Below are 13,840 nucleotides of genomic sequence, written 5' to 3' on the forward strand. Positions count from 1 at the left end.
GTGCCCGCCACCGGGCAATCCGGCGCTCGAGGGTCCGCCTGACGCCATCGGGAACGGCGGCCTCCCCGAACTCGTCCTGCACAGTCTCGAAAATGGTGCGCCCCGATCAGAGCCCCCTCGCAGGGACTTCTGTCGCGCCTGTCAGGCGACATGCACAATTGACCCCCTGACGACACGAAGAACTGACCCCTCTCTTTTGAGAGGAAAGAAGCTAGACGACCATTGAGATTTCTGTGACTCCTGCACCGTCCAGAGCGATGCAGGGAGAGGGGATGCTGCAGGCAGAGGAAGTCATGTCGATGGTGCGCCTGCATAAATGCGGCTGGGGCGCAAAACGGATTGCAAAGGAATTCGGTTGCGCGCGCAATACGGCTCGCCGCTACCTTCAGTCCGTATTTACCGATAGCCGGGACGCTCAAGATCGTCTTGTCGATGTGACCCGCCACGCGGCTTCCATCAAAAGGCATGCTGCGGGTGTCACCAGTGTGGCTCAGTAGAGCGTTCTTCCGCCATCGACTGTCAGTGTGGCGCCTGTCGTGTAAGAAGACGCATGGGAAATGAGGTATAAGATTGCTTCGGCGACCTCCGACGGCTGGGCGGCTCGACCCAGAAGATAGTTGGAGAAGTCGACGGGCATCGAATTTTGACCCAGTTCAGGTGCAGTCATTGGGGTGTCAATAAACCCTGGGCAGATAACGTTAGCGCGGATCTTTGGCGCTAGCTCGCTGGCGAGGGCTTTCGTGAAAGCAATGACCCCGCCTTTCGAAGCAGCGTAGGCAGTTTGGTCCGCGAATGGTTTCAGACCCTGACCCGAGGAAATATTGACGATAGCGGCGCGTTCTTCCTTCCGAAGCCATGGCAAGGCCGCGTGGCAAACCAGGTAAGTTCCCGTTAGATTGACTGCGAGGACACGCTCCCACACGTCCAGGGTCGTGTCTTCGAGGCTATTGACCGCCAAAATGCCAGCACAGTTCACAAGGCCGTCAATGCCTCCCATGGCGTTCGCTGCGCCAGCGATAGCCGACTCTACTGAACTCTGATCGGATACGTCGACGACATGAGTGCTACCGGAGCTGATGGCGTAGGTCTCACGCAGACCGTCTTCCCTCAGATCGAGCAAGGCAAGGGTTGCTCCCTCTGCCGCCATTAGAACCGCAGTAGCGCGGCCGATGCCGGAGCCAGCCCCTGTTAGAACAACCCTTCGGCCGGCTAAACGCCCTTCCCCGGCACTCGAACCCGATTGTTTGGCATTCAGCATATTCCCCTCCTGTCTAGCACCACAATTAAGGTCAGCGGCGTTAGGTCGGCCCGATTCAGAACTGTCCGCTTCAACTTATCGCGTGCCGCGCTTTGCAATTAAACGGAAAATGTTGTTTCGAGATCAATGGGATATATCGGCCGACGGATTCTTTGGTAATTATAGGAAGCAAGGTTGCAAGTTGCACTACCTGGGGGATCGGTAGCTACGATTGCCTTGGCTCTAGGTTGAAAAAATGCTCGAAAATGGTTGAGGCCTTTTAGACAAACTATCTCATATTGAGTAACGTCGGCGCCATTAATCAAAAAAGGACGATCATCTATAGTTCCCCCGTCGGGAAACTCCGTAACAATAATTTCTACATTGCCGACGCGCAAACGAGCTGTTTTGCCGTAACACACCGGCAGCCCCTCCATCATCGGAGACACGAAAGTGGCATTTCCGTCTGACAGTGCGCACACCTTGGCGTTGTGCAACTCAATAGGGGCACCGGAAATTATGTCGATTTTACCGCCTAGCAAACCAGAAACTACTCCCCCGACACCGACTTTGTGAGCAAGAAGGGCGATTTCAGGGTCGGATATAAATCCGAAGATGGTCTTGGCAAGATTTCGGCTCAGAATCTCGCGCAGAAGATGGGTTCCATTGCCAGGCGCCCCGCTACCAGGATTGTCAGAAACCTCCACGATGACAACATACCCTGATTCGGGTTTTCTCAGCGCGTCTAGAGCACGATCCACAGCCACATCCGGCATAGGGCACTTGCCTTTCAGCTGGTCCCTCTTCTCCCAGATGTGCGTGGCAATTTCTTCGGCGGCCTCCTTTGCCCCTTTTTCAGCTACAACCACCACAGAAGCTCCAACGCAAGGCAAATCGGTAAAGTTGTAACCGTGGAAAAAAGCTGCGTCTATCAGGTCGTGTTTAGCGGCATAGTCGGCTACGTAGTCTGTGACAGATTTCATGGGCTCATTAAAGGTGTTACCAATTAGCGAATCGACCATCAAAGGAAGTTGAACAAGGGCAGTTTCGGGGGTTGCTTCCCCGCGCAAGATGCGAATAAGGGTCTTCATGGCCAAATAGCCCGCATCCGCCATATCGATATGGGGATACTGTTTGCAGCCGAAGAGGCCATTCGACAATCCAACCATTTCCGGTGTTATGTTCCCATGAAGATCAAGCGAAACCGTAATGGGCATTTGCGGACCAACCACGTTCCGCACTTTTTCCAAGGTATAGGCCTCTAAATCGTCCGAGTTCTCCGCACAGCCGGCGCCGTGAAGCGACAAACATATCCCCGTGTATTCACCCTTTCGTTCTTCGGCAACCTTAGTAAATTCCCCGACGACATATTCGACGGCCTCCTTATTAAGTTTCGGCCCGGCATTCATCACTGCGACAGTCGGAATTAGTTCTACGCCTTCTTCTTCTGCCGCTTTGATCATTCCGCCCAAATCGCTAGGCGTACTCCTGAATTTACAAAAAAGTTCTTCACTCACCAACCATCCATTGGGAGCCCAACGTTTGAAATCGCCAGTATCGGTGGCAAAGGTGCTGCTTTCATGACCGATCATACCGAATAATATTTTCATACTGCCTGGACCCTCTAATGATGAGACGTTTTCCTGAGCGTTCGCTGGAGCCATCAACTGGCGATGTAGCGACCGCCGTTGATGTGGACAGTTTCGCCGGTGATGAAGCTGGCCCAATCCGAGCAAAGATACGCCACGGTCTGCGCCACTTCTTGTGGCCGGCCCGTGCGCTTCAGTGGCGTCGAAGCGATCAGTTGCGGCCCCTGCTTTTCGAGCAAGGTCTTGACCATCGGTGTATCGATGAGGCCGGGGGACACAGCATTCACCCGAACATCGGGAGCAAGCTCCAAAGCCAGTGTGCGCGTGAAAGTCAACACGCCCCCTTTGGAAGTTGCATAGCTCGAATGGTTGTAGCTTCCGCAATGACCGGCTACCGAGGCCACGTTTACAACCGAGCCGCCTTTGACGAGCAGGGGAATCGCAGCGCGGCAGGTAAAGAACACCCCGTCGAGGTTTACCGCGGTGCTGAGCTTCCACTGTTCGTCGGTCATGTCGTGAATCATCTGGTCGCGGTAAAGACCCGCGCTGGTCACCAGGAAATCAAGCTTGCCAAAACGCTTGCTGATCTCGGCTGCCACTGCATTGGCATCCTCGGACTTGCCGGCATCCTGCCTGAGGCCGATTACCCTTTCGCCCGTGGAGTCTAGTTCCCTTGCGAAATCCTTGACGCCGGTTTCGTCTAGGTCCGTCAGGACGCACGAAGCGCTTAAGTCGAAGAAGATGCGCGCGACCTCGCGGGAAATCACGCCATTCGCTCCTGTCAGCCACAGGACTCGTCCACCAAAGTCGTGCATGTCACCTCCCCCGCACCCTTTCAATGCGCCGCCAATGCGAACTGGCCACTCCCTTCGCTGGAGACCGTCAGGGTGGCGATCCCCCCATGATCTCCACAGTCACACCGTCCCACGTTTGGATGTACATCAGGCGTTTGCCCTTGTTCGGCCCTGTGTCAACGGTCCCTATCTTTCCAAGAGGCCGACCCCCATATCGTTCGGCTCGCTTCTGCACTTGCTCGAGATCAGGCACATTCAAGGCAAGATGCGCGAAACTCGCGTCACATGGGCGCATATCCATTCGCCGGCTCCTTAACTGGCCTACATACTCGATGAACTCGATGACGAAGCCTGGTCCCTTCATGAAGGCCACAACGATGTCGGCGTCGTGCAACCCCGTCACGGCGCGTATCATCGCCGTGTCGCGGGGGCCTTTCGAGAGGATTTCAAAGTTGAAAACCTGCTCGAAGAACGAGACAGTCCTGTCGAGGTCTTCTACGGTGAAGCTGAAATGGTTAAGGCTTATATCGTCGATATCTTTCATTGATATACTCCCGGGGTCATCGCGTAAATGCTGACGAAGCCGTTACTTGGGCAACAGGTGCTCGGGCACGGATGTATTTCGATAAAGATCCTCGACGGTTTCCCGCCGCTTGATAATGTGGATCGAGCCATTGCTGATCATCACCGTGGCAGGTCGAGGAACGCTATTGAACTGCGTCGATGCTGAATCGGCGTACATTCCAGCATCCAAGATTACGACGGGCTCGCCGGTGGCCAATTTGGGAATTGGCCAGTTGTCCGCCATACGCGAGTCGATGCAGGTCGATCCGACTATTTGGGCTAGCTCGGCATAGGCCCTGTCCATCCCCCTTGCAGGTAGGAAATGGTAGGCGCTGCCGGCCGTATCAATGCGCGGCAGATTGTTGGTGCTGAAATCAACGTTGACCCACACCATCCCGCAGTCCCGCTTGATCTGACCTACTCGGCCCAGCAGCGCCACAGCGTTGCCGACAATAAATCTCCCTGGCTCCATGCGAAGCTCTGGAATAGGCATCTGGTGCGATCTGAATGTGTCGATAAGCGAGGCTACGACCGCTTCAGCAAAGTCTTCGACCGAGGAACTGTTCAGCTCGTGGATCCGCGATTCCGGGTCGCGGTCCCGAGGCCAGCCACCGCCGATATCGATAAGCTCTGGGACATAGCCCGTGGCTTCGCGGATCCGAATGATCGTTTCTGCAAAGTCGCCTGTGCACTCTGCGAACAGCTCGGGATTTTGTGTAAATCGGGGCGTGTGTAGACTGAACCCGCGCAGCCGGAGGTTCCGGCAGTCCAGAATTTGGGGTACCAGCTCAAGGGCGGAGTCGACCGAAAATCCCCACTTTTCCCGCAAAAGGAACTTCCTGGAGTCGCTGGCCAAGCCCAAGTAATCACTTGGTGAATCTGCTAGGCTTTTCGGCGCGCTCTTGATGCGCAGGGCGACAGACCCGACCGTTCCAAGGTCCGCACATATCGCATCCAGCATGCGGATCTCATCCACCGCATCGATGTTGACGTTGACGCCCTTCTGAATGGCGGCGCGCAATTCGGCTTCCGTCTTGTTGCTGCCGTTCATGGCGACGCGCTCGGGATCGGCGCCGCCCATGAACGTGGAATGCAGTTCGCCTAAGCCGAAGCAGTCGCCGCCACCGCCCTCCTGATGGATGACTGCCCGGATCGCCGGATTGTTGTTCGACTTGATGGCGTACATGACCACGACCGTGTTCGGCCAGAGCCTTTCGAAGACACCTTTGATCCGGCGGAAGTTTTCGCGCAGAATTTGCTCGCTCACCACATAAAGCGGAGAGCCGAATTCTGAGAGCAAATCCTCGACCTTGTAGCCGTCGAAGATCAGATCGCCGTCCTGCGATACCTCGATGTGGTCAGTGCGCGTGAGCATATTGGTCAAATGTTCGCGGGGCTTAGAGCCGAGAAATTCTCGTCCTACAGGGATTTCAATCATCATTACTAAGCCTTTTGGAATCTGCAATCTCTACGTCTGCTGCAGTCACTGCTGTTCAACGCGATGAATGTCCCCCCAGGCGGCAAGCGCGACAATTGCTTTGTTCACGAGGATATGTTGACTATAAGTGACCAATGGTCGAGATAACCGAGGTTGAGGTCTGGGCAAATTTCGTGAGATGAGTGACCGCCTGCCACCGCTTATCGCGCTTCGCGCGTTTGAGGCCGTTGCACGCACCGGAAGTGTCCGCGCGGCCGGGGACGAGCTGTCGGTTAGCCATACGGCGGTATCGCGCCACATCCACAACCTTCAGAACCGTCTCGGCGTGGCGTTCTTCCAGCGTGAGGGTAGGGGCTTGACGCTTACCGGGTCAGGTGAACGTTACTATCAGAAGGTATCTCGGGCGTTTGAAGCGATCACACTCGCCACGTCCGAGCTGAAGCCCGACCTGCCAACGCAGCTGGATATCTGGTGTACGCCGGGCATCGCATCGATCACGCTGCTTCCTCGGCTGCCAGATATCGAGAGTTACCTGCCAGGGTGTGATGTCGCCCTTCGGCCGACACGGCAGCGTCCCGATTTGGCGGCGAACGAAGCTGATGCGGAGATCGTCTTCCTGTTCGATGGCGAGGAGCGTCACGGATGCCATGTGGAGGTGCTTAATCGTCCCCGCATGTTTCCCGTGGCGAGCCCGGCCTTCCTGGACCGCCACGGGCCGGTGTCGTCCGTTGATGAACTTCTGAAACTTCCGCTCATACACGAAGAGTCGGCTGGCCAGTGGGAACGGTGGTTCGACCATCTTGGACGTTCAGGACCGCTCTCATTACGCGGCCCCAAGCTATGGAACGGTCAGCAGACGATCGAATCAGCGCGTTTAGGACAGGGCGTTGCGATGACAGGAAGCCTTCTAGTCGACCAGCATATCAAGACGGGTGAACTCGTCGAGGTTTTGTCGACGAATGTCCACTTGGGCTCATACTGCCTTGTGACCACCAAGTCGCGATTTGTGACAGCTCCGATCCTTGCCCTGCGGCGCTGGCTAGCTGATGTCTTGGAATGATATGACACAAAGGGCGATGTGACGTTGTCTGCATATAAACGCGTTGAGACCTGCGGCCGCTGATGTCAGCTGACCACGGCCACGGGGCTTTCCATTCCGCCACCGCCTGCAGGCGGTGAATATGTGTAGCGAGAGCGGGCGTTTTGAGCGCGGCGGGACGAAGAGATTGCGCAGAGCCGACAAGATCGGGCCGGAGGCCAGCACGCCCACCTCTTCGGTCCAGGCTAGCATCGCATTCGACGTGAATTCGGTGCCATGGTTGCTGACGATCAGGTCGTGCTTGTCTCGCCGGGCTAGCTCAGTTCTCCGGCAACCCTGCGACCCGAGCGTCGCTCTCATGCTTGCGGTCATTGGTGATTTTAAGTGAACAGATCATGATGAACAAAGCAATTGTCGCGATGGAAAAATTGGCGATCATTCGAAAAAGGCGGCGGTAATGCGTGGGTATGACCATTCGAAGTTCACTTCTAATGACTAACATGGCAATCGACAACTTGAAGTCCGCTCTTTCGGAGTCCACCTGCGGACTACGCAGATGGTCTGGAGTGGCACGATGAGTGGCGACGGGTCGCGGCTTTCCAAGCGTCCAACACAGCCCTGTTCCCGAACTGTGGCTAATCACATTTCGATGCGACTGACGAGACGCGCAGACGATCTTCGGCCGGGGAAAAACCGTGCGCATTCGCGAGGAAACCCAAACGATTAGTTTATTTTTCCCCTCAAGGTCAGGGTTGGCCTCAACAAAAATGGGAGATCACCGTTGGCTAGAGTGCAGAAAAATCAAAAATCAACAGATGTCGCGCTTATGATGTTCCCACTCCCAAAATCACCGCGCGTCAGTGTTCTGTTGGAGATCTCCACCAGATTGAATCAACAGCTTTGAGATAAGCACCGACAAAACTCTAATCAGAGGGAGGAACAGAACATGACAATCACTCGACGCGACTTGATCAAGTCAGGCTTAGCCGCCGGAACGGTCCTATCGATCCCATCGATGCTTCGGGCACAGTCATCACCAGTAGCCGCCCGGACGGTCCGGATGGCGATGAGCGACCTCACTGTTGTTGATCCAATCTTATCCATCTCCGACATCACCTACATACATGCTTGGTCGGTCTACGACACGCTTTTCGCGTTCGATTCCAAGCTCGTACCGCAGCCGCAAATGGTGGGGAAATGGGGGGTTTCCGAAGACAAAAAGACCTATACGTTTGAGCTTCGGGATGGCCTGCAATTCAATGACGGCAGTCCCGTCACGGCGGCGGACTGCGTGGCATCCATTCGTCGCTGGTGGCAGGTGGACGGCGGTGGGAAATTGATCAAGGAGCGGACCAGCGATATCGCGACCACAGGCGACAAGACCTTCAAGATCGTTCTCAAGAAACCGTTAGGGCTTCTGCTCGATTACCTGGCAGGAGGCATAAATTTCCTAGCCGTCATGCGCGAAAAGGACGCGAGCCGACCCGCTACCGAGCAGGTGACCTCGAATATCGGATCGGGGCCGTTCACGTTCAACGAGGCTCTTGCCCGCCCAGGTGCGAGTTTCACTTACGACCGCAACGAAAAGTACGTGCCGCGCCAAGAGCCCTCCGATGGACACGCCGGTGGGAAGGTCGTTAAGGTCGATCGAGTCGTCTGGCAAAATATTGCGGATGAGCAGACTGCTTTGGCCGCCTTGCAAGCAGGTGAAATCGACTTCGTTCAGGCTCCGTCCGCCGATCTTTACGGCACTATCAAAAGTGACCCCAATCTTGAACTTCAGCTTCTGGATAAGGGGGGGGATGACCTCTATCTACGCATGAATTTCCTGCAGCCACCCTTCAACAACGTCAAAGCACGCCAAGCGATGCTTCACCTGATTGACCAGGAGGCGTTCCTTCGCGTCATTTCTCCCGATCCCAATTACGGTCGCCGCCTGATTTCGATCTTCGGAGATAGTAGTCCCTACTCCAATGACGAGAATACGGGATGGTACAAGAAGGGTGGTGATCCGCAGAGGGCCAAACAGCTGCTCCAGGAGGCCGGCTATGCCGGCGAGAAGCTTTATCTTTTTCAAATTACCGACTGGCCGGTTGCCAGCAATGCCGCGCTGGCACTGGCCGATGTGCTGCGTAAAATCGGGGTCAATGTCGTGCTTGGGCCGATGTCCTTCAGTGAGTTTTCCACGGCTCGGGCGAACAAGGGCCCCGTCGAGAATGGCGGCTGGAGCATGTTCATTTCGGACTGGCCCGATAATGGCTTCGGCAATCCGATCGGCTGTTCCGTCTTGCACGCAAATGGTGAAGATGCGTTTTACGGCTGGCCAAAGAACGACGAATACGAAGCTCTCCGGGCCAAATGGGCAGACGTCGCAACACTCGAAGAGCGCCAGGCACTCGCCCGCAAAATGCAAGGGATTTGGTGGGACTTCGTCGGCTGCATCATGCTGGGGAAGGTTCTGGCGCCAGTTGCGCGCAGTAAGGCGCTAACTGGTCTCATCGAGGGGCCGAACACGCGCTTCCCAATATGGAACATGGAAAAAGCCTGAGCGATGGGGAGCTACATCCTACGCCGGTTGATTTCGGCCATCGCCGTAATGGCGATGGTCGGGATCTTCGTTTTCCTACTGCTCAGGCTTGCGCCCGGCGACCCTGCGGCGATGATCGCCGGTAAGTCGGCCACGGTAGAGATGATTGCTGGCATCCGCGAAAAACTCGGCCTGAACGACCCACTGCCGGTTCAGTTCATTCGTTGGGTGCGGGACATGCTCGGCGGCGATTTCGGCATCTCCATCTTTTCCCAACGACCGGTTCTCGAGCTCATCTCGCAGCGGCTTGAACCGACCGTTTCTCTGTCTACCCTGACGATGATCCTTTCGGTGACGGTGGGGGTCTCCTTCGGCATCCTTGCCGCGTGGCGAACTGGCGGTCTCATCGACCGCCTCCTCGCGGCCTTTTCGGCCCTGGGTTATTCCGTTCCGGTCTTTGTCATCGGTTATTTTTTCATATACTTCTTTGCTATCAGGCTGCACTGGCTGCCGGTGCAGGGGTATGTGCCGATCGATGGTGGCCTCGGGCCTTGGTTCGCGCACCTGATCCTGCCCACCGTGGCGCTAGGTCTTGGCTTCATTGCATTCATCGCCCGGGTTACACGGGCAAGCATGCTCGAGGTCCTGTCGGAAGACTATATGCGAACGGCCGCTGCCAAGGGTGCTTCGCCTTATGCCATGCTTTTTCACCATGCCCTGAAGAATGCCGGCGTCCCGATCCTGACCGTGATCGGCATAAGCTTCGCTTATCTGATCGGCGGTGTTGTCCTCACGGAAACGGTGTTCAACATCCCCGGTATCGGTCGTCTGGTCGTCGATGCGATCAACAACCGTGACTATCCCATCATCCAGAGCGTACTTATCCTGACGTCGGGTCTGTACGTCCTTATCAACCTCGCGGTCGATCTGGCCTACACGCTGATCGATCCCCGCATCCGGTACTAATATGACGCTCCTCTCCGCACCAGTTGAAGCCGTGGCAATGGGTCGGCTGCGGCTATCCGATCTTCCCCGTCTGGCAAGGCGGCACCCGCTGGTCCTGGTCGGCGGCGGCCTGTTGGCGCTCCTCATCATTCTAGCGCTCGCCGCTCCGCTTTACGCCGGCGATCCGGTCAACATAGATCCGTTCAAGCGCCTCCAACCGCCTTCCGCCGCGATCTGGTTCGGGAGCGACAACCTGGGCCGGGATGTGTTTGCCCGAACGATTTTCGGCGCGCGGATCTCTATCATGGTCGGATTGATGTCGGCGGCTTGCGCGGCCATGATTGGGCTCCTGATTGGCATCCTCGCCGGCTACAATCGCACGTTCGACAATATCGTCATGCGGATCATGGACGGCCTGATGTCGATCCCAACAATTCTGCTGGCCATTGCCCTTATTTCCCTGACCGGCCCCGGGATCGGTATTCTCATCGTCGCGATTGCGATTCCCGAGACGCCGGCGGTGGCGCGATTGGTTCGTTCGGTGGTCCTCAGCGTTCGGCAACGTCCGTATGTGGAAGCCGCCCTCTGCGGCGGCGCGCGCCTGCCAAAGGTGCTGTGGCGGCATATCCTGCCGAGCACCATTCCGGCGCTGATGGTCCAGGGCGCTACTGTCTGCGCCAGCGCGATCCTGACCGAGGCGGGGCTGAGCTTCCTCGGCGTGGGCGTGCCGCCCGAGATTCCAAGCTGGGGCAACATGATCGCCAGTTCACGCCTGTATCTCGCCATCTCCCCATTGACGATCTTCGCCCCCGGTATCTGCCTCGCTGTTACCGTCCTTGCCGTCAATCTGCTTGGCGACGGCCTGCGCGATATGTTCGATCCCCGCTCAAAGCGGAGGCGCTAATATGCTGATGCGAGAATCTGCAGAGGATGATGTGCTCCTCGACGTTCGCGACCTTGAGACGCACTTTTACGGAGAAGAGAGCGTCACCCGCGCCTTGGGCGGCATCAGCTTCCAGGTGAAGAAAGGCGAGACGCTTGGCGTTGTCGGCGAATCGGGATGTGGGAAGAGCGTCACTGCCCTCTCGATCCTCCGCCTGCTACCGAAGCTTTCCGCCAGGACTGTCGGTGGCGAGGTCCGATTTCACGGACGCGACTTGCTTGATCTGTCCGATCGGGAGATGCGAAAGATCCGCGGCGACCAGATCGCCATGATTTTCCAGGAGCCGATGACGAGCCTGAACCCCGTCTATACGGTCGGCCACCAGATCGCCGAGGCGGTTCAGATCCACACGAAGGCGTCCCGCTCGGTGGCCATCAAGAAAGCAGAAGAGATGCTCCGTCTCGTCCGCATCGCCGACCCCGAGCGTCGCGTCAACAATTACCCACACGAAATGTCGGGCGGCATGCGCCAGCGCGCCATGATCGCAATGGCGCTTGCCTGCTCACCAGAACTGTTGATCGCCGACGAGCCGACGACGGCCCTCGACGTCACCATCCAGGCGCAGATCCTACGGCTCATGGTCGACCTAAAAGAGCGCACGGGAACGGCCGTCATGTTCATCACGCATGATCTTGGCGTTGTGGCCGAGACATGCCAGCGCGTGATCGTGATGTATGCCGGCCGGATCGTAGAACAGGCGAACGTAATAGATCTCTTCGCGCGCCCCGCGCATCCCTACACCCAGGGCCTCATGCGATCGGTGCCCGATCCGCGGCGCGGCCGCCAGCGCCGCCTTCCCGAAATTCCCGGGATCGTGCCAAGCCTGCGCGATCCCATTGTCGGGTGCAGCTTTGCGCCTCGCTGCCCGTTCGCCATGGACATTTGCCGCGAGAAGACACCCATCCTGCGTGATGTCGGATCGAGCCACGCCGCGGCCTGCTGGCGCGCCGAAGAGGTGATGGGCGCATGAACGGACCTCTGCTGAAAGTCGAGAACCTGATCAAGCACTATCCGCTTGGTTCGGGAATCTTCAAGAAAAGCATTCCGGTGATCCGGGCGGTGGAGGATGTATCCTTCACCGTCGAGGAAGGCGAGACACTCTGCATCGTCGGCGAATCCGGTTGTGGCAAGTCCACCGTGGCGCGGCTCCTGATGCGGCTCGTCGAGCCGACTAGCGGGCGCGTGCTGATCGACGGAACCGACATTGCCGGTCTCAAGAAAGACGCACTTCGCGCCTGGCGCAGGCGGATGCAGATGGTCTTCCAGGACCCGTACTCGTCGCTGAACCCGCGCCTTACTGCCGGACAAATTATCACCGAACCTGTCGAGAACTTTGAACGTCTCAGTCGCAAGCAGCGCCAGACGCTTGCAGCCGACCTTCTCCGAAAAGTCGGAATGTCGCCGGAAATGGCGCACAGGCTCCCGTCCGAATTGTCAGGCGGTCAGCGCCAGCGTCTAGGCATTGCACGCGCCCTATCGCTCAACCCCTCTCTTATCATCGCCGACGAAGCGGTCTCCGCCCTTGACGTCTCCGTACAGGCGCAGATCCTTAATCTGCTTCTGGATCTCCAGCAGCAGATGGGCATCGCCTTCGTCTTCATCTCGCACGATCTTGGCGTCGTGGAGCATATCGCGCATCGCGTTGCCGTCATGTACCTGGGGCGGATCGTGGAACTCGCCCCGAGCGAGGCGATCTTCGCCAATCCAGTTCATCCCTACACCGAGGCGCTGATTGCGGCGGCACCGGTTCCGGATCCGACGCGGGTTCGGCTGGAGGTGCCCGAGGGCGAGGTGCCAAGCCCGATCAACCCGCCAAAGGGTTGCGCGTTTCATCCGCGCTGTCCGCTCGCGGTCGAGCGTTGCCGCATGGAGGTCCCTCCTCTGGTGCCGATGGCAGACGGCCGCGTCGTCGCCTGCCATGTTCGGGCTCCGGCCACGGTGAGTCCCGGCCCCGATCTACGGCAAACAAATCGTCGACACATTGTTGCATGAGAATACTGCGCGATCGCCGCGCCTCCAGATCCCAATAGAGCACGTACTGTAGTTATTGAACACAATCGGAGCCCGACGAGTCGAATTCGACATTCCCTACCTCGATGCAGAGTTATGCTATGTTGTTGCAACAAAATACTGAAAGAGGTACGGGGGGTTCTCTATGTTATGCTGAGGAGACATATTACTATGTTGCACGAAAACAGGACGCCGAGCGCCTCCTTGCCTGGGGCCCAGTCCGTAAAATTGTTCGCCCGCGGCTGCCACGTTATCCCGGACGGGACCAGCCGTGTCAGAGTCGAGCGCGACCCGTTGCCCCGCTACGTGCTGAAAGGCGAGGGCGCCTATCTTGTCGACGCTGACGGGCAGCGTTTTCTCGACCTCAGTAATAATCTCACCACCCTAATCCACGGGCACGGGTTTGCTCCGGTGATGGACGCTGTCGCGCGTCTTCTTCGTGATGGTACCTGCTTTACCGACCCGACCGCCCATGAGATCGACCTTGCGGAACTGCTGGTCGATCGCATTCCCGCAATCGACCAGATCAGTTTCGTCAATAGTGGCACAGAAGCCGTGATGTTTGCCATCAAAGCCGCGCGCGCCTTCACCGGGCGCTCTCGTATTGCCAAGATCGAAGGTGCCTACCATGGCAAATATGATTGGGCGGAAGCGGGGGCCGGGGGAATACCTTCCACTTGGGGATCTCCCGACGCACCCGTCGCGGTGCCCTCCTATGTAGGCATGCCGGCATCGGTTGCCGACGAGGTCGTCA

The 13,840-nt window shown here is 57.4% G+C and carries 12 protein-coding genes and 1 pseudogene; 8 read left to right on the forward strand and 5 right to left on the reverse strand.

Annotation, left to right across the window (positions count from 1 at the left end):
• Nucleotides 1–257: 257 nt before the first annotated feature.
• Nucleotides 258–389: pseudogene (locus tag NKI06_RS29975) on the forward strand (helix-turn-helix domain-containing protein); the annotation flags it as partial.
• A gap of 101 nt (nt 390–490) precedes the next feature.
• On the opposite strand, the gene NKI06_RS29980 reads toward NKI06_RS29975, so the two are convergent.
• The 5 genes from NKI06_RS29980 to NKI06_RS30000 form a co-directional block, all read right to left on the reverse strand.
• Complete coding sequence (locus NKI06_RS29980) at nt 491–1,258, reverse strand: SDR family NAD(P)-dependent oxidoreductase (protein WP_352987869.1); 768 nt, start codon at nt 1,256–1,258, stop codon at nt 491–493.
• A 98-nt stretch (nt 1,259–1,356) separates the two neighbouring features.
• Nucleotides 1,357–2,847 (reverse strand): M81 family metallopeptidase, encoded by a 1,491-nt coding sequence (locus NKI06_RS29985; protein WP_352987870.1) that lies wholly within the window; start codon nt 2,845–2,847, stop codon nt 1,357–1,359.
• Between the two features lie 53 nt (nt 2,848–2,900).
• Nucleotides 2,901–3,641 carry an SDR family NAD(P)-dependent oxidoreductase gene (locus NKI06_RS29990; protein WP_352987871.1) on the reverse strand — a complete coding sequence of 247 codons (741 nt, stop codon included), beginning with the start codon at nt 3,639–3,641 and terminating at the stop codon, nt 2,901–2,903.
• Between the two features lie 67 nt (nt 3,642–3,708).
• The gene (locus NKI06_RS29995) at nt 3,709–4,164 is read right to left on the reverse strand and encodes a VOC family protein (RefSeq protein WP_352987872.1); all 456 of its coding nucleotides are present in this window, start codon (nt 4,162–4,164) and stop codon (nt 3,709–3,711) included.
• 42 nt (nt 4,165–4,206) lie between these two features.
• Entirely contained in the window at nt 4,207–5,625 is a 1,419-nt protein-coding gene (locus NKI06_RS30000) for a diaminopimelate decarboxylase family protein (RefSeq protein ID WP_352987873.1), read from the reverse strand.
• Between the two features lie 175 nt (nt 5,626–5,800).
• Here NKI06_RS30000 and NKI06_RS30005 point away from each other — a divergent pair, with 175 nt between their 5' ends.
• The 7 genes from NKI06_RS30005 to NKI06_RS30035 all read left to right on the forward strand — a co-directional run.
• Nucleotides 5,801–6,682, forward strand: a complete 882-nt coding sequence (locus NKI06_RS30005; RefSeq protein WP_352987874.1) for a LysR family transcriptional regulator — start codon at nt 5,801–5,803, stop codon at nt 6,680–6,682.
• Nucleotides 6,683–7,607: 925 nt separating this feature from the next.
• Nucleotides 7,608–9,209, forward strand: coding sequence for an ABC transporter substrate-binding protein (locus NKI06_RS30010; RefSeq protein ID WP_352987875.1), 1,602 nt, complete (start codon nt 7,608–7,610; stop codon nt 9,207–9,209).
• A gap of 3 nt (nt 9,210–9,212) precedes the next feature.
• Entirely contained in the window at nt 9,213–10,154 is a 942-nt protein-coding gene (locus NKI06_RS30015; RefSeq protein ID WP_352987876.1) for an ABC transporter permease, read from the forward strand.
• A 1-nt stretch (nt 10,155) separates the two neighbouring features.
• Nucleotides 10,156–11,037, forward strand: a complete 882-nt coding sequence (locus NKI06_RS30020) for an ABC transporter permease (RefSeq protein WP_352987877.1) — start codon at nt 10,156–10,158, stop codon at nt 11,035–11,037.
• A 7-nt stretch (nt 11,038–11,044) separates the two neighbouring features.
• Nucleotides 11,045–12,046, forward strand: a complete 1,002-nt coding sequence (locus NKI06_RS30025) for an ABC transporter ATP-binding protein (RefSeq protein WP_502900630.1) — start codon at nt 11,045–11,047, stop codon at nt 12,044–12,046.
• Nucleotides 12,043–13,068 carry an ABC transporter ATP-binding protein gene (locus NKI06_RS30030; protein WP_352987879.1) on the forward strand — a complete coding sequence of 342 codons (1,026 nt, stop codon included), beginning with the start codon at nt 12,043–12,045 and terminating at the stop codon, nt 13,066–13,068. Before NKI06_RS30025 ends, NKI06_RS30030 begins: the two co-directional genes overlap by 4 nt.
• Nucleotides 13,069–13,257: 189 nt before the next feature.
• Nucleotides 13,258–13,840 (forward strand): aminotransferase class III-fold pyridoxal phosphate-dependent enzyme (locus NKI06_RS30035; protein WP_352987880.1); only part of this gene is annotated, 583 nt, incomplete at its 3' end.

Source organism: Mesorhizobium sp. M0772 (assembly GCF_040320135.1).
Classification (GTDB): Bacteria; Pseudomonadota; Alphaproteobacteria; order Rhizobiales; family Rhizobiaceae; genus Mesorhizobium.

Excerpts from the sequence above, each read along its gene's own strand:
- NKI06_RS29980 (WP_352987869.1), bottom strand. The coding sequence starts at position 1,258 with ATGCTGAATGCCAAACAATCGGGTTCGAGTGCCGGGGAAGGGCGTTTA.
- NKI06_RS29985 (WP_352987870.1), bottom strand. The coding sequence starts at position 2,847 with ATGAAAATATTATTCGGTATGATCGGTCATGAAAGCAGCACCTTTGCC.
- NKI06_RS29990 (WP_352987871.1), bottom strand. The coding sequence starts at position 3,641 with ATGCACGACTTTGGTGGACGAGTCCTGTGGCTGACAGGAGCGAATGGC.
- NKI06_RS29995 (WP_352987872.1), bottom strand. The coding sequence starts at position 4,164 with ATGAAAGATATCGACGATATAAGCCTTAACCATTTCAGCTTCACCGTA.
- NKI06_RS30000 (WP_352987873.1), bottom strand. The coding sequence starts at position 5,625 with ATGATGATTGAAATCCCTGTAGGACGAGAATTTCTCGGCTCTAAGCCC.
- NKI06_RS30005 (WP_352987874.1), top strand. The coding sequence starts at position 5,801 with ATGAGTGACCGCCTGCCACCGCTTATCGCGCTTCGCGCGTTTGAGGCC.
- NKI06_RS30010 (WP_352987875.1), top strand. The coding sequence starts at position 7,608 with ATGACAATCACTCGACGCGACTTGATCAAGTCAGGCTTAGCCGCCGGA.
- NKI06_RS30015 (WP_352987876.1), top strand. The coding sequence starts at position 9,213 with ATGGGGAGCTACATCCTACGCCGGTTGATTTCGGCCATCGCCGTAATG.
- NKI06_RS30020 (WP_352987877.1), top strand. The coding sequence starts at position 10,156 with ATGACGCTCCTCTCCGCACCAGTTGAAGCCGTGGCAATGGGTCGGCTG.
- NKI06_RS30025 (WP_502900630.1), top strand. The coding sequence starts at position 11,045 with ATGCGAGAATCTGCAGAGGATGATGTGCTCCTCGACGTTCGCGACCTT.
- NKI06_RS30030 (WP_352987879.1), top strand. The coding sequence starts at position 12,043 with ATGAACGGACCTCTGCTGAAAGTCGAGAACCTGATCAAGCACTATCCG.